This is a genomic window from Microbacterium sp. ANT_H45B, from assembly GCF_008369345.1.
Classification (GTDB): Bacteria; Actinomycetota; Actinomycetes; order Actinomycetales; family Microbacteriaceae; genus Microbacterium.
The window spans coordinates 38,892-60,007 of record NZ_VOBK01000004.1; the positions used below are offsets into that span (position 1 = coordinate 38,892).

At 68.9% G+C, this 21,116-nt stretch carries 22 protein-coding genes and 1 tRNA gene; 7 read left to right on the forward strand and 16 right to left on the reverse strand.

Annotation, left to right across the window (positions count from 1 at the left end; genetic code table 11):
* Positions 1 to 35 precede the first annotated feature (35 nt).
* Positions 36 to 1,901: a prolyl oligopeptidase family serine peptidase gene (locus FQ142_RS16395; protein WP_149424199.1), complete on the forward strand. Its 1,866-nt coding sequence runs from the start codon at positions 36 to 38 to the stop codon at positions 1,899 to 1,901.
* Here FQ142_RS16395 and smpB read toward each other — a convergent pair whose 3' ends face one another.
* From smpB to ftsE, 3 genes are all read right to left on the reverse strand, one after another.
* Positions 1,902 to 2,378 (reverse strand): SsrA-binding protein SmpB, encoded by a 477-nt coding sequence (gene smpB / locus FQ142_RS16400; RefSeq protein ID WP_056421074.1) that lies wholly within the window; start codon positions 2,376 to 2,378, stop codon positions 1,902 to 1,904. It abuts the gene before it with no gap.
* Positions 2,379 to 2,464: 86 nt separating this feature from the next.
* A complete protein-coding gene (gene ftsX / locus FQ142_RS16405; protein ID WP_056421072.1) occupies positions 2,465 to 3,379 on the reverse strand; it encodes a permease-like cell division protein FtsX in 915 nt (304 codons plus the stop codon).
* Entirely contained in the window at positions 3,376 to 4,437 is a 1,062-nt protein-coding gene (gene ftsE / locus FQ142_RS16410; RefSeq protein WP_149424200.1) for a cell division ATP-binding protein FtsE, read from the reverse strand. The genes ftsX and ftsE overlap by 4 nt, the downstream gene beginning before the upstream one ends.
* A 137-nt stretch (positions 4,438 to 4,574) precedes the next feature.
* Between ftsE and FQ142_RS16415 the strand changes: the two genes are divergently transcribed.
* Positions 4,575 to 6,137 (forward strand): DUF2510 domain-containing protein, encoded by a 1,563-nt coding sequence (locus FQ142_RS16415; protein ID WP_149424201.1) that lies wholly within the window; start codon positions 4,575 to 4,577, stop codon positions 6,135 to 6,137.
* 98 nt (positions 6,138 to 6,235) lie between these two features.
* Here the strand turns inward: FQ142_RS16415 and prfB are convergent, their stop codons facing one another.
* On the reverse strand, positions 6,236 to 7,345 hold the full coding sequence (prfB, locus tag FQ142_RS16420) for a peptide chain release factor 2 (protein ID WP_149424202.1): 1,110 nt from the start codon (positions 7,343 to 7,345) through the stop codon (positions 6,236 to 6,238).
* A 107-nt stretch (positions 7,346 to 7,452) separates the two neighbouring features.
* On the opposite strand from prfB, the gene FQ142_RS16425 reads away from it, so the two are divergent.
* Together FQ142_RS16425 and FQ142_RS16430 are read left to right on the forward strand one after the other, a co-directional pair.
* Positions 7,453 to 8,685 carry an MFS transporter gene (locus FQ142_RS16425; RefSeq protein WP_149424326.1) on the forward strand — a complete coding sequence of 411 codons (1,233 nt, stop codon included), beginning with the start codon at positions 7,453 to 7,455 and terminating at the stop codon, positions 8,683 to 8,685.
* Positions 8,682 to 9,245: an NUDIX hydrolase gene (locus FQ142_RS16430; protein WP_188042458.1), complete on the forward strand. Its 564-nt coding sequence runs from the start codon at positions 8,682 to 8,684 to the stop codon at positions 9,243 to 9,245. Before FQ142_RS16425 ends, FQ142_RS16430 begins: the two co-directional genes overlap by 4 nt.
* A 445-nt stretch (positions 9,246 to 9,690) precedes the next feature.
* Here the strand turns inward: FQ142_RS16430 and FQ142_RS16435 are convergent, their stop codons facing one another.
* The 7 genes from FQ142_RS16435 to FQ142_RS16465 are packed head-to-tail and all read right to left on the reverse strand — an operon-like array spanning position 9,691 to position 14,136.
* Positions 9,691 to 10,101: a pilus assembly protein TadG-related protein gene (locus tag FQ142_RS16435; RefSeq protein WP_149424204.1), complete on the reverse strand. Its 411-nt coding sequence runs from the start codon at positions 10,099 to 10,101 to the stop codon at positions 9,691 to 9,693.
* Complete coding sequence (locus FQ142_RS16440) at positions 10,098 to 10,532, reverse strand: TadE family protein (RefSeq protein WP_262492184.1); 435 nt, start codon at positions 10,530 to 10,532, stop codon at positions 10,098 to 10,100. Before FQ142_RS16440 ends, FQ142_RS16435 begins: the two co-directional genes overlap by 4 nt.
* On the reverse strand, positions 10,522 to 10,926 hold the full coding sequence (locus FQ142_RS16445; RefSeq protein WP_149424206.1) for a TadE/TadG family type IV pilus assembly protein: 405 nt from the start codon (positions 10,924 to 10,926) through the stop codon (positions 10,522 to 10,524). Before FQ142_RS16445 ends, FQ142_RS16440 begins: the two co-directional genes overlap by 11 nt.
* A gap of 10 nt (positions 10,927 to 10,936) precedes the next feature.
* Entirely contained in the window at positions 10,937 to 11,134 is a 198-nt protein-coding gene (locus FQ142_RS16450) for a hypothetical protein (RefSeq protein ID WP_149424207.1), read from the reverse strand.
* Between the two features lie 22 nt (positions 11,135 to 11,156).
* Positions 11,157 to 12,095: a type II secretion system F family protein gene (locus tag FQ142_RS16455; protein ID WP_149424208.1), complete on the reverse strand. Its 939-nt coding sequence runs from the start codon at positions 12,093 to 12,095 to the stop codon at positions 11,157 to 11,159.
* Positions 12,092 to 12,949: a type II secretion system F family protein gene (locus FQ142_RS16460; protein ID WP_149424209.1), complete on the reverse strand. Its 858-nt coding sequence runs from the start codon at positions 12,947 to 12,949 to the stop codon at positions 12,092 to 12,094. The genes FQ142_RS16455 and FQ142_RS16460 overlap by 4 nt, the downstream gene beginning before the upstream one ends.
* Positions 12,946 to 14,136, reverse strand: coding sequence for a CpaF family protein (locus tag FQ142_RS16465; protein ID WP_149424327.1), 1,191 nt, complete (start codon positions 14,134 to 14,136; stop codon positions 12,946 to 12,948). Before FQ142_RS16465 ends, FQ142_RS16460 begins: the two co-directional genes overlap by 4 nt.
* A 123-nt stretch (positions 14,137 to 14,259) precedes the next feature.
* On the opposite strand from FQ142_RS16465, the gene FQ142_RS16470 reads away from it, so the two are divergent.
* Both FQ142_RS16470 and FQ142_RS16475 read left to right on the forward strand, forming a co-directional pair.
* A tRNA-Leu gene (locus FQ142_RS16470) sits at positions 14,260 to 14,341 on the forward strand.
* A 66-nt stretch (positions 14,342 to 14,407) separates the two neighbouring features.
* Positions 14,408 to 15,178: a DedA family protein gene (locus FQ142_RS16475; protein ID WP_149424210.1), complete on the forward strand. Its 771-nt coding sequence runs from the start codon at positions 14,408 to 14,410 to the stop codon at positions 15,176 to 15,178.
* Positions 15,179 to 15,211: 33 nt separating this feature from the next.
* Here the strand turns inward: FQ142_RS16475 and FQ142_RS16480 are convergent, their stop codons facing one another.
* Positions 15,212 to 16,081 carry a Ku protein gene (locus FQ142_RS16480; RefSeq protein ID WP_149424211.1) on the reverse strand — a complete coding sequence of 290 codons (870 nt, stop codon included), beginning with the start codon at positions 16,079 to 16,081 and terminating at the stop codon, positions 15,212 to 15,214.
* 58 nt (positions 16,082 to 16,139) lie between these two features.
* Here FQ142_RS16480 and ligD point away from each other — a divergent pair, with 58 nt between their 5' ends.
* Complete coding sequence (ligD, locus tag FQ142_RS16485) at positions 16,140 to 18,119, forward strand: non-homologous end-joining DNA ligase (RefSeq protein WP_149424212.1); 1,980 nt, start codon at positions 16,140 to 16,142, stop codon at positions 18,117 to 18,119.
* Positions 18,120 to 18,122: 3 nt separating this feature from the next.
* On the opposite strand, the gene FQ142_RS16490 is transcribed toward ligD, so the two are convergent.
* The 4 genes from FQ142_RS16490 to rph all read right to left on the reverse strand — a co-directional run bounded on the left by FQ142_RS16490 (position 18,123) and on the right by rph (position 21,089).
* On the reverse strand, positions 18,123 to 19,043 hold the full coding sequence (locus tag FQ142_RS16490) for a cation diffusion facilitator family transporter (RefSeq protein ID WP_056420990.1): 921 nt from the start codon (positions 19,041 to 19,043) through the stop codon (positions 18,123 to 18,125).
* 83 nt (positions 19,044 to 19,126) lie between these two features.
* Positions 19,127 to 19,702 (reverse strand): dihydrofolate reductase family protein, encoded by a 576-nt coding sequence (locus tag FQ142_RS16495; RefSeq protein WP_149424213.1) that lies wholly within the window; start codon positions 19,700 to 19,702, stop codon positions 19,127 to 19,129.
* Positions 19,703 to 19,761: 59 nt separating this feature from the next.
* Positions 19,762 to 20,355: an RdgB/HAM1 family non-canonical purine NTP pyrophosphatase gene (gene rdgB, locus FQ142_RS16500; RefSeq protein ID WP_149424214.1), complete on the reverse strand. Its 594-nt coding sequence runs from the start codon at positions 20,353 to 20,355 to the stop codon at positions 19,762 to 19,764.
* The gene (rph, locus tag FQ142_RS16505; protein ID WP_149424215.1) at positions 20,355 to 21,089 is read right to left on the reverse strand and encodes a ribonuclease PH; all 735 of its coding nucleotides are present in this window, start codon (positions 21,087 to 21,089) and stop codon (positions 20,355 to 20,357) included. Before rph ends, rdgB begins: the two co-directional genes overlap by 1 nt.
* Positions 21,090 to 21,116 lie beyond the last annotated feature (27 nt).

Sequence of the window (21,116 nt, forward strand, 5' to 3'; positions counted from 1 at the left end):
CGACGGCCTCCCCGGACGCGCCGTAGGCTCGTCCCATGTCGTCGCCGTTCGGTACCTGGCCATCACCCTTCTCCCCGTCGGCCGTCGCGGAGTCCTCGCCACGATTCGACGGCGCCGTGTTCGTCGGAGCCGAGATCTGGTGGGGCGAGAGCGTCCCCGCCGAGGGCGGTCGACGCACCGTGCGCAGCACCACAGGCGCAGAGATCCTGCCGGCGCCGTGGAGCGCCCGCTCCCGCGTGCACGAATACGGCGGCGGCGCCTGGACGGCCGACTCCTCGGGCACGCTGTACTTCGTCGACGCCGACACGCAGCGCGTGCACCGGATGAGTCCGGGCGACGCCCCTGCGCCACTCACCCCGCAGGGCCCCGCCCACGGCGGCCTTCGCGTGCAGCAGGGGCGGCTGTTCGCGGTGCGCGAGGACCTGTCATCCGAACCTCACCGTCGGGCGATCATCGAGATCCCGACCGACGGGTCTGCTGCGGAGGACGCATCGAGACTCTCGATCATCACGGAGGGGCCCTCGTTCCACGCGCATCCCGCGCTCTCCCCCGACGGCACGCGCATCGCATGGGTCGAATGGTCCGGTCAGCGGATGCCGTGGCAGCAGGCGTCGCTCGTCGTGTCCGACGGAACACGACGCACGACGCTCCCGACCCTGGCCGCGCTGCAGCCGGAGTGGGACGGTGACGACGCCCTCCTGTACGCGGACGACCCCAGCGGTCGCTGGGCCCTGCACCGTCAGCGCCTGCACCACCTCGACCCCGAGGGCTCTCGCGTCCCCGTCGGCGACGCGGGGGACGACGCCGACACGGGCTACGGCCTCTGGGTGCTGGGCAACCGCTGGTATCAGCCGTTGGATGACGGGCGCATCGTGCTCGTGCGCACGGACGGACGCGACGAGGTGGTCGTTCTCGAACACGACGGACGGATGCGGCGCCTGGACATCCCTGCGGACGGCCATGTCAGCGTCGACGACGTCAGCGGCTCGCGTGTGCTGCTCACCGGCGACAGCTCCCGTGCCGCATCCGGTGTCTGGTGCGTCGATGTGGACAGCGGCGTCGTGACGACCGTCGCGGGCGGCCGGCCTGTCGATCGCGCCTGGATGCCGCCGGCATCTCAGATCGCGGTCGACGGCGCGCATGGCCCCGTGCACGCCTTCGCCTATCCGCCCTCCCACCCCGACGTCTCGGCTCCCGAGGGCGAGCTGCCTCCCTATCTCGTCCTCGTGCACGGCGGACCCACCGCGCACGTGACGGGTGCTGCGTCCGCGGCCATCGCGTTCTACACGAGCCGCGGGATCGGCGTGCTCGACGTGAACTACGGCGGATCGAGCGGCTACGGGCGCGCCTACCGCGAGCGTCTCGACGGCGGATGGGGCGTCGTCGACGTCGACGACGTGATCGCCGCGGCGCGAGGACTGGCTGATGCGGGTCTCGCCGATCCCGCGCGCATCGCGATCCGCGGGAGCTCCGCCGGAGGGTGGACGGTGCTCTCGGCGCTCGTGCGCGGGGGAACCTTCGCCGCAGGCATCAGCCGCTACGGGGTGACCGATCTGCGGATGCTCAGCGCGCACTCGCACGACTTCGAGGCTCCATACATCGAGGGGCTCGTCGGACCGCTGCCCGAGGCGGAGGACCTCTACATCGAGAGGTCTCCCCTGACCCACGTCGATCGCATCGATGTGCCGGTGCTCCTCATGCAGGGGGCGGACGACCGCGTCGTCCCACCCGCCCAGTCCGAGGCCATCCGCGATGCACTGGCGGAGCGCGGCGTCGACCACGAGTACGTGCTGTACCCGGGCGAGGGGCACGGATTCCGCTCTTCCGAGACGATCGTCGACGCACTCGAGCGCGAACTGCGCTTCCTCGGGCGCGTGTTCGGGTTCAGCCCCGCGGATTGATCATTCCCCGACGCGGTTGCGCAGCCGCATGGCCCGGTCGGCCTCGCGGGTGTCCTGGCGTTCGCGCAGGGTCTGACGCTTGTCGTACTCGCGCTTGCCCTTCGCGAGAGCGATCTCGACCTTGGCGCGTCCGTCCGAGAAGTAGAGCTTGAGCGGGATCAGCGTGTAGCCGCCGGCCGAGACGGCATGGGCGAGCTTCGCGATCTCCTCGCGGTGCAGCAGCAGCTTGCGCACGCGCTTCGACGCGTGGTTCGTCCAGTGCCCCTGCGAGTACTCCGGAATGTGCACGGAGTCGAGGAAGACCTCGTTGCCCTTCACGAAGGCGTAGCCGTCGCTCAGGTTCGCGCGCCCCTGACGCAGCGACTTGACCTCGGTGCCGGTGAGCACCATCCCCGCCTCGTACGACTTCTCGATCGTGTAGTCGTGACGTGCGCGACGATTGGTCGCGATGACCTTCTCCCCGCGTTCCCTGGGCATGATTCTCTCCTGATCCGTGCCGTGCAGTGGTTCTCGAGCCCCGTCCGGAGCACACGACAGCCTGTCAGTCTATACCGGCCGCGGCCTCAGGTACGCAGCCATCTGCGGATCGCGAATCCCGCCGACAGCGCGGCCAGGAGCACGCCGATGCCGATGAGCACGGGGACCACGACCGCGGCATCCTGCATCCCGATCCAGGTGGTGATGAACGGCACGCGCCCGCGGAGGTAGCCGTTGACGCCGAAGTGCACTCCGGCGACCACCGCCGCGCTGGCCAGGACGGAGCCGAGGAACGCGGCGAACACCCCCTCGAGCACGAACGGCGTCTGGATGAACCGGTTCGACGCGCCCACGAGGCGCATGATGCCGATCTCTTTACGTCTGGCATAGGCGGACAGCCTGATGGTCGTGCCGATCAGCAGGATCGCCGCGATGAGCATGAGCACGGCTATGCCCACCGCGATGTAGGTGGCGACCGTGAGTGCCGAGAACAGCGGCTCCAGGTACTGCAGCTGGTCCTGCACCTGCTCCACACCGGCGACGCCGTTGAACGCCTCCGCGATCACCTGCGACTGCCCCGGGTCTTTCATGGTGACGAAGAAGACCTCGAAGGCCTGGTCGGGCGTGATGACGCTGGCCTGGTCCTCGCCGAGCTGATCCACCAGCTTCGCGTAGGTGTCTTCCTTCGAGTCGAACGTCACCTCGCTGATGAGCGGGGACAGCGCTTCGCCCTCGAGTTGCGCGCGCACCGCGTCGACCTGCTCCTCGGAGGCCCCGCCGTCGACGCAGGTGTCCTTCTCGGAGATGTCCGAGCACATGTAGACCGCGACCTGGGCCCGCTCCGTCCAGTACCCCCGCATGGTGCCGATCTGGCCCTGCATGAGGATCGCCGCGCCGACGAAGGTGAGCGAGACGAAGGTGACGAGCACCACCGAGATCACCATCGAGATGTTGCGACGAAGGCCACCGAGAGCCTCGGCGAGGATCAGTCCGATTCTCATGAGGTCGGCCCCACTTCATCTGCGCCGTCGTCGGACAGGCCGAGGCGATCGGCGACTCCGAGTTCTGCGACGTCCACGGCGGGCAGCACGATCGGATGCGTGCGCGGGCCCACCGCGGCCGACACCTGGAGCGTCGTGTCCTCCGGAGCGGGCGCATCGGAGGGGGCGGCCTGGGCCTCGGGCGTCTCCGAGGCGCTCGGCACGGCGTCCGACGACGTCGCCGCGGCGCGTCGCTGAGCGCTGAGCTCCTCGCTGAGGGCCGCGCGCACGACGGAGAGGTCGGCCGTCTGCCGCTGGACCTCCTGCACCGCGGTGAGTGCGGCAGCCGCTGCCGCCCCACGCACCTCCTCGGGCACGAGCCGCGGGATGTTCGAGGTGTCGCCGTATCCGCCGTGCACCTCGTCCCTGACCATCACTCCGTCGCGGAGCTCGATGACCCGGCGCTGCATCTGATCGACGAACGCCGCCTCGTGCGTGGCCATGAGCACGGTCGTACCTCCCGCGTTGATACGCGCGAGCAGCTGCATGATGTCGACCGACGTGGCGGGGTCGAGGTTTCCGGTCGGCTCGTCGGCGAGCAGCACCTGTGGGCGGTTGACGAGCGCCCTCGCGATCGCGACGCGCTGCTGCTCACCGCCGGAGAGCTCATGCGGCATCCGCTTCTGCTTGCCGTCGAGTCCCACCAGTGCGAGCGCCTCGGGCACGGCCTGCTGGATGAAGCCCCTCGAGGAGCCGGTCACCTGGAGCGTGAACGCGACGTTCTGATAGACGGTCTTCGACGGCAGCAGCCGGAAGTCCTGGAACACGGATCCGATGTGGCGGCGGAAGTAGGGGACCTTGCGGTTGGCGAGCGATCTCAGATCGCGCCCGAGCACGGCGACGCGGCCGGTCGTCGGCACGTCTTCGCGCAGGATGAGCCGCAGACAGGAGGACTTGCCCGAACCCGATGCTCCGACGAGGAAGACGAACTCCCCGCGTTGGACTTCGAAGTCGACCTCGGACAGCGCGGGACGCAGGGTCCCGCGATAGCGCTTCGTGACGTTCTCGAACCGAATCATGGCGTTTCGAGCCTAAGCGCGCTGTCCATCGAGTCCGCGAGCGACACCCCGCTCGACCCCGGAGTGTCGACGGGCACTGCTATACATGAAGATGCTGATCCATGCCGTCCGCGTGGACGCGACTCCGAGGGGGAACCATGACGACGCCTGCTGGCTGGTACGACGACGGATCCGGCCGACAGCGCTGGTGGGACGGGACGCAGTGGACCGAGCACTTCGCTCCCCTGGCCGCCGAAGCGCCCGCCGCTGACACGAGCGGAAGCGACACGACCGGAACGGATGTCACCGGTGGCGATGTCACCGGAACCGATGTCACGGGTACCGACGCCGGAGCCGTCGAGACCGCTGCGGCCGCGCGCGACGAGGCTCCGCATGACGCTGCCGCCGCCGAGACCGCAGACGCGATCGGCTCGGTGGCCGCCGTCGAGAGCCAGTCCTGGAACACCCCTGCCCCGAACGACGGCGCTGACGCCGGCACGGCCAGCGCTGCCGATGCCGACTCCGCGTCCGCCGATGCGGGCTCCGCGTATGCCTCCCCCGCGTACGGATCCGACGCGGGCGAGCCGGCCGCGACGTGGCCGCCCACCGACACCGACACCAGCGACAACGCCGCCAACAACGGCGTCGAGGCCCCGAGCGAGAACGCACCCCAGTGGCCGGACCAGGGCTTCGCCGCTCCGGGCGCCACCGCTGCCACCACTCCCCTGAGCGACACCGGGTCGCCCTACGGACACCCCGCCCCCTCGTACCCGGGCGCCGGAGCCTCCTACCCGGGAGCGGCCGCTCCCGAACAGCCGCAGCAGTACCAGAGCGCACCCGGATACCCCCAGACGACCCCCGGCTACACCCAGACGACGCCCGGGTACCCCGGCGCATCCGCGTACGCTCCGCCCGGCCAGGCATACGGCGCAGGCGGCGGCTACCCGGCCCCGTACGGCAGCCCTGCTCCCGTCGAACCGCCGCGCCTCTCCATCGTGGGCGTCGTCGGACTCGCGATCGCCGGCCTCGGCACGATCCTCTCCTGCATCCCGGCGACCTTCGTCTTCGGCTGGATCCTGCTGGCCGCCGGCTTCATCGTGTCGCTGATCTCGATCTTCCTCAAGGGCAAGAAGTGGCCGGGCATCGCCGGTCTCATCCTGTCGGTCGTCGGCACGATCCTCGCGGTCGTCGTGGCCATCGTGTTAGTGACGTCGAGCGTCGCTCAGGTCGTGCGCGACCTGCCGACCGCACCGCCCTCGAGTGACTCCGACACCGGCACCGACGAGGGTACGGATCCCGGTACCGACGGAGGCACCGGCCCCATCGACGTGGTCCAGGGCGAGATCGGGTCTCCCCTCACGATCACGCAGATGTCGGGCACGAGCGAGGTCACGGTCAACTCCGCGACCTGGGCGACCGACGACGGTTCGAGCATCCCCTCGACCAACGGCGGGTACGTGATCCTCGACGTGACCTTCACGGGCGTATCGGGCACGAGCTACGTCAACCCGTTCTACTTCGCGCTCACGACCGCCGAGGGTACCGAGGGCACGTACGACTACTACGTCGACGGCATCGTGGCAGAGGAGCTCGCTGAAGGCGACACCGTCTCGGGCAAGATCACCTTCGACGTCGCCAAGAGCACCGCGTACCGGATCACCTTCACCGACGAACTGCTGCAGGACGTCGCGAGCATCGCGTTCACCCCGTCCGAGGGCTGACCGACATACGAGACGCCCGGCGATCATCGTGATCGCCGGGCGTCTCGTGTATGCGGGACTCCGTGCCGGACGAGGTCAGTCCTCGTCGCCGGGAGCGGTCAGTCTTCGTCCTTGCGCTTGCGCCAGCGGATTCCGGCCGAGATGAACCCGTCGAGGTCGCCGTCGAACACGGCGGCGGGGTTGCCCGACTCGTGTCCGGTGCGCAGATCCTTGACGAGCTGCTGGCCGTAGAGGAAGTACGAGCGCATCTGGTCGCCCCAGCTGGCCGTGATGGTGCCGGCGAGTTCCTTCTTCTTCGCAGCCTCCTGCTCCTTCTGCTGCAGCAGGAGCCTCGTCTGGAGCACGCGCATAGCGGCCGCACGGTTCTGGATCTGCGACTTCTCGTTCTGCATCGAGACGACGATGCCGGTCGGAAGGTGCGTGAGTCGCACAGCGGAGTCGGTGGTGTTGACGGACTGACCGCCGGGGCCCGATGAGCGGAACACGTCGACGCGGATGTCGCTCTCGGGGATGTCGACCTCGGTCGCCTCTTCCATGAGCGGGATGACCTCGACCGCCGCGAACGACGTCTGCCGCTTGTCGGCGGAGCCGAAGGGGCTGATGCGCGCGAGGCGGTGCGTGCCGGCTTCGACCGACACCGTGCCGAACGCGTACGGGGCGTCGATCTCGAACGTCGCCGACTTGATGCCCGCGCCCTCGGCGTACGAGGTGTCCATGACCTTGACGGGGTACTTGTGGCGCTCGGCCCAGCGCAGGTACATGCGCATGAGCATCTCGGCGAAGTCGGTGGCGTCATCGCCGCCGGCGCCGGAGCGGATCGTGATGATCGCTGATCGCTCGTCGTACTCGCCGTCCATGAGCGTCTGGACCTCGAGCTGGTTGATCATCTCGGTGAGAGCGCTGAGCTCGGCGCGCGCCTCGACGGCCGACTCCTCGTCGCCCATCTCGTTCGCGAGTCCGACCAGCACCTCGAGGTCGTCGAGCCGCTGGCCGATCCCCTCGACCCTGGCGAGCGCGGACTGCCGGTGGCTCAGCGCACTGGTCACCTTCTGTGCGCGTTCGGGGTCGTCCCAGAGGTCCGGCGCACCGGCCTCCTCACTGAGGCGGGCGATGTCGGAGCGGATGGCCTCGACGTCGAGGACCTCGCGAATGTCACCGTAGGTGAGTCGCAGGGCCTGGATGTCGGCGGAGAGATCGAGTTCGAGCATGTCGGGACCAGCCTAACGTGCCGCCTGCGCAGGCGGGGACGGCGTCGAACGGGAGTAGCGTGAAACGAGTGAGCAGCGCATCGACGGTTCTGAGACGATTCGGGCCGATGGTGTACCTCCCCACGGTGCTCTTCTCCCTCGGTGAGGGGGCGGTGATCCCGCTGATCCCCGTGATCGCCTCGCGCATGGGGGCGGATGTCGCTTTCGCCGCGCTGGTCGCCTCGGCGCTCGTGGTGGGACAGCTGTGCGGCAATCTGCCTGCAGGATGGGCGGTGTCGCGCATCGGAGAACGGTTGACGATGGTCATCGCGGGAGTGATCGCGATCGGCTCGGGCGTGGGCATGGTCTTCGCTCCCTCGCTCGGCGTGCTGGCGGTATCCGTCTTCCTTCTCGGCTTCTGCGCCGCGGCGTTCGGCCTCGCACGGCACGCGTTCATGACGACGAGGGTGCCGATCGCCTTCCGCGCCCGTGCGCTCTCGCTGCTGGGCGGGAGCTTCCGTCTCGGCGTCTTCATCGGCCCGTTCGTCGCGGCCGGGCTGCTGCAGCTGTTCGGTGCCGAGTCCGCCGCGATCTGGTTCTTCCTCGGTTGTCTCGTCGTCATGGTGCTGCTCGTGCTGCTCGGCCCGGATCCCGAGAAGACGATCCCGGTGACGACCGCCCTGCGCACAGCTCCCCTCGCGACGGACTCCGGCGAGGCTGTGAGCGGAGCGATCCCCACGGCGGAGCGGGCGGGGATCTTCCGCACGATGTGGCAGCAGCGCAGTGTGCTCGGGCGTCTCGGACTCGCGGCGGCGTCGCTGTCGGCCGTCCGGTCCGCACGACAGGTCGTGCTGCCGCTGTGGGGTCTCTCCCTCGGACTCGACGCCTCGACCATCGCGCTGGTCGTCGGCATCTCGGGCGCCATCGACTTCGCCCTCTTCTACGCGAGCGGCCAGGTGATGGACCGCTTCGGCAGGCTGTGGGCGGCCATGCCCGCGATGGTGTTGATGGGCTCGGGGTTCCTCGCGCTGTCGCTGACTCACGATCTCGACTCGTCCGTGCTGTGGTTCGGCATGTTCGCCGCGGTGCTCGGGGTGGGCAACGGGCTCTCCAGCGGCATTCTGCTGACCCTCGGGGCCGATGTCGCACCGAAGAGCGAGCCGGCCGCGTTCCTCGGGTCGTGGCGCACTCTGACGGATGCCGGAGGCGCGGTCGCGCCTCTCATGGTCTCGGCGGTCACCGCGCTCGCCTCGCTGCCGATCGCGGCTGCCGTCGTCGGCGTGATCGGACTGGTCGGCGCCGGTGGGTTCATCCGCTGGATCCCCCGATTCGTGCCGCGCGCGAAGGAGGAGCGCTCGTGAGCGTGCTGGGTGCCGACGCGCGTCGCCTGGTGGACGGCGCAGCCGTGTCGTCCGAGCGGGAGCGCGCTGCCCGAGAGGACTTCGCGACGTTCTTCGCCGACGATGACGGGCCGGTGTCGCGCGACGATGGCCCGCGTCACGCGACGGCCTCCGCGTTCGCCTTCGACCCGACGCTCGCGCGCACGCTGCTCGTGTTCCACGGCAAGGGGCGGTTCTGGGTGCAGCCCGGCGGTCATCTCGAGCGAGGTGACGCATCGATCACGCACGCCGCGCTGCGCGAGCTGCGGGAGGAGACGGGAGCCGACCCTGCTCCGCTCGGTGATCGGTTCGGCGATCGGTTCGTCTACGACCTCGACCACCACGCGCTGTCGTCGGCGTTCGGTCGTTGCGCCTCGCATCTCGACATCGGTGTCGCCGTCGTGGTGCCAGATGGCGCGCCGCTCCGGCTGAGCGACGAGTCCGAGGATGTGCGCTGGTGGGCGCTGGACGCACTGCCGGCCGACGTTCCGCACGGTTTCGAGCAGCGCGTGCTCCGCCTGCGCGATCGCCTGGCTGGCTGAGCTCACCGCAGCGCCGTCCGGCTCGTGCCCGTCGATTCCAGGCGTGCGTGCAGGACTAGCGTGTGGGAGTCCCGTCCAGATCGAGTGTGCGCGTTCTTCTGCGGATCGCCCTGTCCGCGACGAGGACGATCACGATGAGCACCCCGGTGCACGCGCCGATGATCCACGGATCAATGGGTGTCACGAGCGCGAGTACGACCGAAGCGACAATCAGAATTCCGGGCACCCGGGTGCGTAGAAGCGGCGCACGGTTGCTCCTCGGTCTCACGCTGTGGCGCGATGTGTTTGGATTCATTTTGCGTTCCTCACCAGGGGGCGGCTCACTTTCACCCAAGCCCAGGATCGCCGATCAAGGACGAACCTCTTGTGTGTGACGTGGACATCCGCTGCTCCATCTCGGTATTTCGATTTCGATGGCCTGCGCGATCGCCTGGGCTGGCTGAGTTCACCGCAGCGCCGTCCGGCTCGTGCCCGTCGATTCAAGGCGCACGCCGTCGGGGACGAAAGCGGAGATGAGCGGTGGATGCCAGTCGATCGTGATCGTCACGCGCGCCGAGATGCCGTCCGGTGTCGTCGCGGATTCCCGCACCGCACCTCCGGGCATCGCGGACAGCAGCGCGTCGACCTGCTCGCGGACGCCCTCGTCTGTGAGCACCGCTTGTGCGCTCTCGCCCTGGACAACCAGGGTGAAGCCATCGGCTCCGGCGAGCGCGGCGGAGTCCGCGAGCGCGTCGAGGCGCTTCTGCGCGAGGTAGAGATCGGTGGCGCAGACCGTGGCGAAGATGAGAGCGAGGGCGAGCAACGCGTACCCGAGAGTGAGCAGAAGTACGCTGCCGTCCTCGCGGGTGCGGATCACCCGGCACCCCACAGCCGTGAGAGCTTCTGCACCGCGACGCCTTCCACCCGCACGGACGCCGCCTCGTGAAGACCGAGAACCTCCGGCACCAGCGGCAGCCTCACCTCGGTGACGACGGTGACCGTGATCGTCGCTCCCGCGGAGGGGCATGCGACGCCTTCCGGCTCGCATGTCATCGCCACCGAGATCGCATCCGCATCCATGCCGTATTGCGCCGAGATGTTCGCGATCGCCTGATCGCCTCGCGCCCCGGCCGCCGCCGCGTCGGGCGCGTCCGCGATGATCCGAGCCGTATGTCGCGCGGCCGCCTCGACCCCCATCGACTGCTCCTGGATGGCCCCGAGCGCGAGGATCAGGTACACGAGCGGCACGAGGAGGAGCACCCCGACCGTGATGAACTCCAGTGCTGCCGAGCCGTCGTCATCGCTCATCGAACGACTCCTCCGGCGCATGGGATTCCACCTCCAGAGCCAGCGGGATGCCGAGGAGACCGATGACGGGCAGGGTCGTGCGGATCCGCAGATCGACCGTCGGGTACCCGTGCGCGGTGGAACGCTCGACGGTCACCTCACCGACGTATCCATCGCCGACCGCTCGGGCGATGCCGTCGCGTGCGCGTTGCGCACCGTCCTCCAGGGTCGTATCGGCGAGGGCGGCATAGTAGGCGCCTTCAACCGCAGCGTCGTGCACCACGTTGCGGACGTACACGGCGAGCGCCAGCTGCAGCACAGCGAGCGTCAGCGCGGTGAGAAGTGTGCCCACCAGCACGAACTCGACGGGACTCGAGCCCCTGTCATCCCCGGTGCGGCGCGGGGCGACGGCCACCCGGACCACCTCAGATCCCCGACACCCTCTGAATGGCCTGTTCGAAAAGCGCGCTCAATGCCGGCCCGGCGACCGCCCAGATGAGAACCACCAGACCGGCGGTCATCAGGGTGACCAGCACCCAACCCGGCACGTCCCCGCGCTCGTCCTGCAGCAGCGTCGGAAATGCGGCGTCTGCGATGCCTGATTCGTCTCGTGTGATGTTCATGACGTCCTTTCGTCGTGTGCGCTCAGCCGATGCCGAGCCGGAGGATGAAGAGTCCCGGGTAGATCGCGAAGAGCACGGAGAGTGGCAGAATCAGGAACACCAGCGGCAGGAGCATCAGGATCTCTTTGCGACCCGCTTGCTCGATGAGCACTCGTTTCGCATCACCTCGGGCATCCCCGGCCTGAGCGTGCAGCACCGCCGAGAGAGGCGCGCCGTGTTCGAGGGCGGCGACGACCTGATCGATCGCCCGAGTGAGCGCCGGCATCTGTACGCGCGCGCCCATCTCCACCAGTGCATCGGCGAGTGGCGATCCCGTCCCCACCGCAAGCACCACACGGCGCAGTTCCGCAGGAAGCTCCCCGGAGCCGATCGCCGCGACCCGCCGCACCGAGTCCAAAAGCCCCTCCCCTGCCGCGAGACACAGGGCGAGGAACTCCAACACGGTCGGCAGCTCGTCGGTGAGCCGAGCGCGCCGCGCGGTCACCCGCGTGCTGAGCAGCACGTCGTAGCCGATCCCGCCCGCCGCCGCGGTGAGTGCGGGCAGCGCCACGAGTGGAGGACTCATGCGAGCGGACAGGGCGACCGCGATCAGGCAGACCGCGCCCACGGCGAGGCCCGCGAGGACCCAGCCGAGCTGTCGCCCACGGAAGGTCACGGGTTCCAGCGTCGACCCGGCCTGAACGAGCCGACGCCGCAGCGCATCGGTCCCGCCGAGCATCCGCTCGAACGTCGTCAGCGCGCGGATCCAGACTCGGCGGTCGCTCGCCGGCAGCACCCCGACCCGGGGAAGGACGATCGCGGGCAGATCGTCATCCGCGACGACATCGCGCACGTAGGGCGCGATGCGCAGCGTGAGCGGCGATGCCGACCATCGCGGCACCGCTGCGAGCACGCACAGCACCCCCGTGGCGAGGACACCGCCGCCGAGGACGGCGACCGCGAGAGCGGAGAGCGCACTCATCCGAACCACCGCCTCGACTCGGGCAACCGACCGATTCTGATCATGATGCGGAAGGCGATCGCCGACACGGCCGCCCCGAGACAGATCACGATCATGCCCTCGGTGGTGGCGTACGCGGCCGCGCCCTCAGGCCGCAGTACCAGCAGCGCGAGGATCACCCACGGCGCCACGGTTCCGAGCACGGCGGCCCCACGAATCCACGACTGCCGGGCTTCGACTTCGCCGCGCAGTGCCGCATCCACCCGTACCGATGACGAGAGCGAACGCAGCACCCCGCCGAGTTCGGTGCCTCCCACCTGCCTCGCCATGCGCAGAGTCTCGATGATGCGATCCGCGATCGGATCCGCCAGCGCGCTCTTGAGGCGATCGAGGCTGGTGTCGAAGCGCCCGGTCGCCCGCATGTCCCTCGCGAACACGGCGAAGGCCGGCCTCATCGTCACCGGCGCCGACTCCGCAAGCCCCGCGACCGCGTCCGGCAGCGGCAGCCCGACCCGGATCGATGCGATCAGCAGATCGCAGACGTCGGGCCAGAGCTGACGCCGCAGCCTGCGCAACCGCATCCTCCGCGACCTGAGGAAGACGATCGGCGCCAGCGCCCCTGTCAGGCCCGCGAGAACTGCCAGAACCGGTATCGCCGTCGCCAGCCATGCCGCGGATGCGGCGGCGAGTGCGATGAGCGCGGAGACCGCCAGCAACGCGCGGGCCGTGGTTCCGCCCAGACCCGCCTCCTCGAGCAGGCGGAGTGAGCGACCGCCTCGCCGCCCCACCTCATCCGGTTCGCGCGGCGGCCAGAAACACGGCGAGAGGCACAACAGGATTCCTGCAGCGAGCAGAGCGCCCAGCAGCACCGTCACCGTTCACCACCGACCCGCCGCAGGTCGGCTCGCCGCCATGTCGCGGTCCGAGCCCCATCCGCTCCCCCGTAGACCGATCGCACGACGATCTGCCCGTCGACCACCTCTCCGGTGGGGGCGAGGACCTCCTGCACGCGACGCAATCCCGAGCCGTCGCGCTCGCAGTGCACGACGAGGTCGACCGATCCGGCCAATGCGGCGACGAGGAACGAGCGCTCGATGTTCCGCCCGGCGAGCAGCGGCAGCAGTGTGAGCTTCTCGAGAGCGTCTCTGGCGGAGTTCGCGTGCACCGTGGCGGCGCCCGGCACACCCGTGTTTAGGGCGAGCACGAGATCGAGAGCCTCGGCATCCCTGACTTCGCCGACGACGAGACGATCCGGACGCATCCGCAGTGCTTCCTTCACGAGCCTGCGCAGGGAGATCTCCCCCGTTCCTTCGAGACTCGCCTGCCGGCTCTGCAGCGCCACGACGTCGGGTCCCGTGACTGCGAGCTCGAACGTCTCCTCCACGGTGATCACGCGCTGCACCTCGACACAGGATGCGAGCAGCGCACCGAGCACCGTCGTCTTCCCCGCGTGGGTCGCGCCCGAGACGATGACGGTCTTGCCTGCCCGCATCGACGTGCCGAGGAAGTCAGCGAGATCGGCGGTCAGAGCGCCGTCGGAGACGAGTGCATCGAGCGTGCGGTATCGCGGCAGGAACTTTCTGATGTTGACGGACCACGAGCCCCGTACGACATCGGCGATCGCGACGTGCAGCCGTGACCCATCGGGCAGGGAGGCATCCACGAACGGCTGACTGATGTCGACACGGCGGCCCGTGGACTGCAGCATCCGCTCGACGAGATCGCGCACCTGCGACTCGGTGAGGTGCAGGTCGACGCGCTGGGCCACCCCTCGTCGGGCGACGTGGACGCTGTCGGGCCCGTTGAGCCAGACCTCTTCGATCTCGGGGTCGTCGAGCAGAGGCTGCAGCGCTCCGAACCCGTTCACCGCGGCGAGCACGTCGCGCACGCACCCCGCCTCGTCGTCGATCAGGGTCCCGCCACGAGCGAGGGCCGCGTCGTTGAACCGTCGCACTTCGGCGAGCGCGACGCCGTGTGCCGTCTCCGCATCGAGAGTGGGGTCTGTGCCCTCAGCGCGAAGGCGCTGCCGGACGCGTTCGGAGACGAGGACGGTCGGCTGCATCACCCGAGCATCCTCGCAAGAATCCACCTCGGGCCGTCTGAGTTATCCACAACCACACCGGGGTACCTGCGGGCGGATCCCCAGCATCGGCGGATGCCTCGATCAGTAGACTGATCCCACCGCGCGGGAGTGGTGGAATTGGCAGACACGCAGGATTTAGGTTCCTGTGCCCCAGGGCGTGTGGGTTCAAGTCCCACCTTCCGCACCGATCAGTCGCATGCCGTGCGGCCGACGACGTGACCGCCGCGCAGCGCACTACGACGGGAAATCCATGCATCACGCCGCTCTCATCCCCTGGCTCGACCCCGCCACGATCATCGGCTCGGCCGGCCCGTGGGCTCTGCTGGTCGTGTGCTTCATCGTCTTCGCCGAGACGGGCCTGCTCATCGGGTTCCTGCTGCCGGGTGACACGCTGCTGGTGATCTCCGGGCTGCTGTCGCACCCGATCGCAGGCTCCGAGCACGGAGTCTTCGGCCTCAACGTGTGGATCGTCGCGCTGCTCATCGGACTGTCGGCGTTCGTCGGCGGTGAAGTCGGCTACCTGATCGGTCACAAGGGCGGGCCTGCGGTCTTCGAACGCAAGGAATCGGGCCTCTTCAGCAAGAAGAACGTCGAGCGCACCAACGCCTTCTTCGAGCGGTTCGGCGGCATCACCGTCATCCTCGCCCGCTTCGTGCCGATCGTGCGCACCTTCGCACCGGTCGCGGCCGGCGTCGGTCACATGCCGTGGCGCCGCTACACCCTCTACAACCTCATCGGCGCGATCCTCTGGGGCTTCGGTCTCACGATGTTCGGATACGCGATCGGCTTCATCCCCCCGGTCGCCGAGTTCGTCGAGAGCTACATCGACCTGATCCTCCTCGCCGCCGTCGGTGGCACCGCGCTGATCACGCTGTACCACTACCTGTCCGAACGCCACAAGGCGAAGAAGGAGCGCGAGGCCGGCCACGGCGAGACACACGCCGTCGAAGCCCAGGACCTCACGCTCGACGCCGAGGTCTTCGACCGCGCTCCCGACCTCGACGGCGACGGAAAGCACTGACCGGCATCAACTGACAGAAGGCTGGCTGAGGACTCAGCCCGCCTTCTTCTTACTCGGGGCCTTCTTCGTGGTGCTGGTCTTCGAGGTGCTGGTCTTCGAGGTGGGTTCCGACCTGGCGGCCTTCGTCCGCGCGACGCTCGCGCGCAGCGCCTCCATGAGGTCGATGACCTCTCCGCTCTTCGCGTCGCCCTCGGCCTCGCCGAACGTCTCCGCCACGTCGAAGGTGTCGCCGGCCTCGATCTTGGCGTCGATCAGGGTGCGCAGCTCCTGCTGGTACTCATCGACGAACGAGGCGGGGTCGAAGTCGGCGGAGTAGCTGTCGACGAGGGATGCCGAGAGCTCGAGCTCCTTCTTCGAGATGCGCACATCCTCATCCAGCGACGGGAATTCCGCTTCGCGCACCTCGTCGGCCCACAACAGCGTCTGCAGCACCAGCACCTTGCCCCGAACGCGGAGCGCGGCGAGCCGCGTCTTCTGCCGCAACGTGAACCGCACGATCGCGGTGCGGTCGGTCTGCTCGAGCGTCTTGCGCAGCAGCACGTAGGACTTGGGCGACGTCGAGTCGGGCTCCAGGTAGTAGGGCTTGTCGAGCGTCAGCAGGTCGACCTGCTCGGAAGGCACGAACTCGACGACGTCGATCTCTCGGCTCTTTTCGGACGGCAGCGCGGCGAGATCCTCCTTCGTGAGAACGACGGTCTGCCCCTCCTCGACGTAGGCGCGGTCGATGTCGGCGTAGGCGACGGTCTCCCCGCACACCTCGCAGGTGCGCTGGTAGCGGATGCGACCACCGTCCTTCTCGTGCACCTGATGCAGCGGCACGTCATGGTCCTCCGTGGCGGAGTACACCTTGACCGGCACGTTGACGAGGCCGAAGGTGAGCGCACCCTTCCAGATCGTTCTCATGGCACCAGTGAACACCAGCAGCAGCGGTGGAGGCCAGAGGCTTGACTACGCTGGCGTCATGGTTGCGGAGGCGCAGAACGTGCAGATCGACGGGCGTCGACTGCGCGTCACCAACCTCGACAAGGTCGTGTACCCCGAGACCGGCACCACCAAGGGCGAGATCATCGCCTACTACACGGCGATCGCGCCGCACCTGCTCCCTCTGCTCGAGGGTCGTCCGGTCACGCGCAAGCGCTGGGTCGAGGGCGTCGGGACCGCGGATCACCCCGCCGACTCCTTCTTCACGAAGCAGCTCGAGCCGGGGGCACCCGAATGGATCGCGCGTCGGGAGATCCGCCACTCGGAGGGTCCCAAGGAGTATCCGCTGGTCGACGATGTACCGACCCTCGTCTGGCTCGCGCAGATCGCCGCGATCGAACTGCACGTCCCGCAGTGGCGCTTCGCCGCTGACGGTGCGCCCGGCACCCCCGACCGCCTCGTTCTCGACCTCGACCCCGGCCCTGGCGTCGGGCTGGCCCAGTGCGCCGAGGTGGCCCGCATCGCCCGCGCACTGCTCGCCGACATCGGACTCGATCCTCTGCCCGTCACCAGCGGCAGCAAGGGCATCCATCTGTACGCCGCGCTTCCCGGCGCGCAGACCAGCGACGAGATCTCCTCCGTCGTCAAGGAGATCGCCCGCCTCATCGAGACCGAGCACCCCGACCTCGCGACGAGCACCATGGCCAAAGCCGCCCGAGGCGGCAAGGTGTTCCTCGACTGGAGCCAGAACAACGGCAGGAAGACCACCATCTCGCCCTACTCGATGCGCGGGCGCGCACAGCCGTGGGTGGCCGCGCCCCGCACCTGGGACGAGCTCGAAGACCCCGACCTGGCACAGCTCGACTTCGCGACGGTGATGGAGCGGGCGGAGTCGGGCCTCGATCCGATCGCCGCGCTGCGCCCGGATCCGGCCTCCGGAGTCTCGGCCGCGGACAGACCCGCATCCGATCGGGACGACGCCGCCGAGCGCGTGGCTCCTGCCCGTCACCGCCCGAGGCTCGCCGGGGCCGCGAGCGCGCCGGCATCCGCGGCTCCGGCCTCGGCGTCCCCGATGCTCGCGGAGAACGGCACACCGGCGATCGCCCGCGGCCTCAGCTCACCCTCCTGGGTGGAGGTGAAGTGGGACGGCATCCGGGCGATCGGCACGTGGGCCGACGGACGGATGCTGCTGCACGCCCGCAGCGGCACCGACATCACCGCCCGATATCCCGAGCTCACGGCCGACGGCGCACCCTTCCTCCCCGTCGGCGACGCGATCGTCGACGGAGAGATCGTCGCGTTCGATCGGCAGGGCCGCCCCAGCTTCTCTCTGCTGCAGAACCGGATGCACCTCACCCGTCCCCGGGAGATCGAGCGAGAAGTGGTGCGCATACCGATCGTGTTCATGGTCTTCGACCTGCTCCGTCTCGACGGGCATGACCTCAGCGCGATGCCTCTTTCCCAGCGGCGCACCCTGCTCGACGACGTGATCGCCGACCTCGATGCTCCCGTGCAGGTGCCGCCGGTGTTCGACGACGTCGATGCCGCACTGGCGGCCAGCGCAGAATTCGGTCTGGAGGGCGTCGTCGTGAAGGATCCCGCGTCCCGGTACCGACCGGGGCAGCGCTCCCCCGCCTGGCTCAAGCTCAAACACACCAGGACGCAGGAGGTCGTGATCGTCGGCATCCGCCCCGGCAAGGGTGACCGCGAGGGGACCTTCGGGTCCCTGCTGCTCGCCGTGCCCGACGCCGGCGACCTCCGCTACGTCGGGCGCGTGGGCACCGGTTTCACCGACCGGATGCTGCGAGACCTCCTCGCGCGTCTCACACCGCTGCGCATCGATGCGGCACCGCTCGATGGCGTGCCCGCACTCGATGCGTCCGACGCGCTGTGGGTGGAGCCCGACGTGGTCGGCGAGGTCGAGTTCGCGAACTGGACGCCCGACGGCGTGCTCCGTCACTCCCGCTGGCGCGGGCTGCGTCCCGACAAGTCCCCCGCCGAGGTCGTCGTCGAGAGCTGACGATCACGCGTGGTGCGGCTCGCAGTCCGACTGCTCCGCCGGCTCGATCTGGAAGGTCGAGTGCTCGACGTCGAAGTGATGAGCGAGGCACGACTGCAGGTCGCTCAGCAGCTTCGCCGACCGTCCGCCCGCGAGCAGCGCAGGGTCGACGCTGACGTGAGCGCTGAACACCGGGGCACCCCGGGTCAGCTGCCACACGTGCACATCGTGGACTCCCACGACGCCGTCGTAGTCGAGCAGGTGCTGTCGGATCTCGCTCACCGCGGTGCCCTTCGGTGCCGACTCGGACAGAACAGAGAACACTTCGCGCAGCAGCGCGATGGCCCGCGGGATGATCAGCACGGCGATCATGATCGAGGCGATCGCATCGGCGGGCATCCAGCCGGTCGTGACGATGACGATCGCGGCGATGATCACCATCGCCGAGCCGATCAGATCGCCCATCACCTCGAGATAGGCGCCGCGGACGTTGATGCTCGTGCGCTGCGCGCGGCTGAGCAACCACATCGAGATCGCGTTCGCGACGAGACCGACGATCGCGACGACGAGCATGAGCCCTCCGACGACCTCGGTCTCGCCCGGGTCGATCAGCCGCCCGACGGCCTCGATCCCGACCCATCCGGCGAGCAGGATCAGGATGATCGCGTTGATCAGCGCACCGAACACCTCGGCACGCTGGTATCCGAACGTCCGGCGGTCGTCGGCCGGTCGTGCGGCGACGGCCGCGGCGATCAGAGCGATCACGAGCGCCGAGGCGTCGGTGAACATGTGGGCGGCATCGGCCAGGAGCGCGAGCGACCCGGTGAAGATCGCACCCACGACCTGCACGACCATGATGGTCGCGGTCAGGCTCAGCGAGATCGCCAGAAGACGGCGATGACTCGCAGAGCGGATGCCGCCGGCGGCGGGCGCGTGATCGTGCATGTCTCCAGGCTAGACCGGCCATGGTGCCGTTCGGCGGGTCTCGGCGCAGTCGGGAATGGTGATGATTCTCAGTAGCCGCGTCCTCAGTGCACGCGGGTGTACTCGAGCACGACGCAGCCGTTGTCGAAGGCGCGCACCTGGTCGAGAGCGAACATCGTCGGGGCGAACGGGTGGCTCGCCATCGGGATGCCGGACCCCGCGATCACCGGGTACTTCTTGACGATGAGTCTGTCGATCTCGTCGAGCAGCACGCCCGCGAGCACCGCCCCACCCGCGAGGTAGATGCCGAGTCCGTGCTCTGCCTTGAGGGCACGAACCCTGGCGACCGGATCCGTGCGCACGATCTCGACGTTCGACTCATCCGGGTCGGCCACTGTCGTGCTGAACACCACGGTCCGCAGCTGCGAGTACGGATCGGCGATCCCGGCCTGCAGCGCGGGCTCGTAGGTGCGACGACCCATCACGACCGTGTCGAACCGGGTGAGCGGCTGGTCGGCGCCTCCCCGACCGGCGCGGACGTGCGCAGGCTGGATGTCGGCGAGCTCCGTTCCCAGCATCTCGGCGAACGCCGGGGTCACGGGATAGAAATCGACCTCGTCGTCAGGCCCCGCGATGAATCCGTCGAGGGTCACGCCGATGTAATAGGTGAGTTCTCGCATGCCGACAACAGTAACCACTACGCATGAAGTACGTCAAACGTAGTGGTTACCGTGGAGAGTCAGAGGTCGGCGAGGAGCGGCGCCAGCTCGCGGAATGCGCGCGCTCGATGCGACTGCGACTGCTTCTCGTCGGCGGTGAAATCTCCCACGGTGCGCTCGGCCCCCGCAGGCTGGCCGTCCGGGATGAAGATCGGGTCGTATCCGAACCCGCCGCCGCCGGATGCCGAGGTCGCGAGGCGCCCCGGCCAGTTCCCTACCACCACGTGCTCGGCGCCCTCCGGGGTCACCAGCGCGATGGTCGAGGTGAAATGGGCGCTGCGGTGCGGGTCCGCGATGTCGTGCAGCTGGTCGAGGAGCAGCGCGAGGTTGGCCGCGGCATCCTTCTTCTGCCCCGCCCAGTAGGCGGAGAACACACCGGGTGACCCGCCGAGCACGTCGACGCAGATGCCGGAGTCGTCGGCCAGAGCCGCGAGGCCCGTGTGCAGCGAGGCGGCGCGCGCCTTGATGAGCGCGTTCTCCGCGAAGGTCACACCGTCTTCGATCGGCTCCGGTCCGTCGTAGCCGATGACCTCCAGGTCAGGGCGCGCCGCCGCGACGATCTGCTGGAACTCGTCGACCTTGTGCGGGTTGTGCGTGGCGAGGACGACCTTCATCAGCCTGCGAGCGCCTTCAGCTGCTCGCTCTCCAGGTCGGCGCAACCCGCGACGCCCAGGTCGAGCAGCGCATCCAGTTCGCGCTTGTCGAAGGGTGCGCCCTCGGCGGTGCCCTGCACCTCGACGAACAGGCCACGACCGGTGACCACGATGTTCATGTCGGTCTCGGCCCGGACGTCTTCGACGTATGCCAGATCGAGCATGGGCTCTCCGTCGATGATCCCGACGGAGACGGCGGAGACCGAGTCCAGCAGCGGCGTCGAGTTCTTGCCGATGAACTTCTTCTCACGGCCCCACTCGATCGCATCGGCGAGAGCGACGTAGGCGCCGGTGATCGCGGCGGTGCGCGTTCCCCCGTCGGCCTGGAGCACGTCGCAGTCGATGACGATCGTGTTCTCCCCCAGGGCCTTGGTGTCGACGACCGCACGCAGCGCGCGGCCGATCAGGCGCGAGATCTCGTGCGTGCGTCCGCCGATCCGGCCCTTCACGCTCTCCCGGTCGTTGCGGCTGTTGGTCGCGCGGGGAAGCATCGAGTACTCGGCGGTGACCCACCCCTTGCCCTTGCCGGTGAGCCAGCGCGGCACCCCGTTCGTGAACGAGGCGGTGCACAGCACCTTCGTCCCCCCGAAGCTGATCAGTGCCGATCCCTCGGCGTGGGCGCTCCATCCGCGCTCGATGGTGATCTCGCGGAGCTGGTCGGTGGAACGGCCGTCGGCACGGACGATGCTGGTCATGGGATTCCTTCGGGTGGAGGGTGGGTG

Excerpts from the sequence above, each read along its gene's own strand:
- FQ142_RS16395 (WP_149424199.1), top strand. The coding sequence starts at position 36 with ATGTCGTCGCCGTTCGGTACCTGGCCATCACCCTTCTCCCCGTCGGCC.
- smpB (WP_056421074.1), bottom strand. The coding sequence starts at position 2,378 with ATGCCCAGGGAACGCGGGGAGAAGGTCATCGCGACCAATCGTCGCGCA.
- ftsX (WP_056421072.1), bottom strand. The coding sequence starts at position 3,379 with ATGAGAATCGGACTGATCCTCGCCGAGGCTCTCGGTGGCCTTCGTCGC.
- ftsE (WP_149424200.1), bottom strand. The coding sequence starts at position 4,437 with ATGATTCGGTTCGAGAACGTCACGAAGCGCTATCGCGGGACCCTGCGT.
- FQ142_RS16415 (WP_149424201.1), top strand. The coding sequence starts at position 4,575 with ATGACGACGCCTGCTGGCTGGTACGACGACGGATCCGGCCGACAGCGC.
- prfB (WP_149424202.1), bottom strand. The coding sequence starts at position 7,345 with ATGCTCGAACTCGATCTCTCCGCCGACATCCAGGCCCTGCGACTCACC.
- FQ142_RS16425 (WP_149424326.1), top strand. The coding sequence starts at position 7,453 with ATGGTGTACCTCCCCACGGTGCTCTTCTCCCTCGGTGAGGGGGCGGTG.
- FQ142_RS16440 (WP_262492184.1), bottom strand. The coding sequence starts at position 10,532 with ATGAGCGATGACGACGGCTCGGCAGCACTGGAGTTCATCACGGTCGGG.
- FQ142_RS16450 (WP_149424207.1), bottom strand. The coding sequence starts at position 11,134 with ATGAACATCACACGAGACGAATCAGGCATCGCAGACGCCGCATTTCCG.
- FQ142_RS16455 (WP_149424208.1), bottom strand. The coding sequence starts at position 12,095 with ATGAGTGCGCTCTCCGCTCTCGCGGTCGCCGTCCTCGGCGGCGGTGTC.
- FQ142_RS16465 (WP_149424327.1), bottom strand. The coding sequence starts at position 14,136 with ATGCAGCCGACCGTCCTCGTCTCCGAACGCGTCCGGCAGCGCCTTCGC.
- FQ142_RS16475 (WP_149424210.1), top strand. The coding sequence starts at position 14,408 with ATGCATCACGCCGCTCTCATCCCCTGGCTCGACCCCGCCACGATCATC.
- FQ142_RS16480 (WP_149424211.1), bottom strand. The coding sequence starts at position 16,081 with ATGAGAACGATCTGGAAGGGTGCGCTCACCTTCGGCCTCGTCAACGTG.
- ligD (WP_149424212.1), top strand. The coding sequence starts at position 16,140 with ATGGTTGCGGAGGCGCAGAACGTGCAGATCGACGGGCGTCGACTGCGC.
- FQ142_RS16490 (WP_056420990.1), bottom strand. The coding sequence starts at position 19,043 with ATGCACGATCACGCGCCCGCCGCCGGCGGCATCCGCTCTGCGAGTCAT.
- FQ142_RS16495 (WP_149424213.1), bottom strand. The coding sequence starts at position 19,702 with ATGCGAGAACTCACCTATTACATCGGCGTGACCCTCGACGGATTCATC.
- rdgB (WP_149424214.1), bottom strand. The coding sequence starts at position 20,355 with ATGAAGGTCGTCCTCGCCACGCACAACCCGCACAAGGTCGACGAGTTC.
- rph (WP_149424215.1), bottom strand. The coding sequence starts at position 21,089 with ATGACCAGCATCGTCCGTGCCGACGGCCGTTCCACCGACCAGCTCCGC.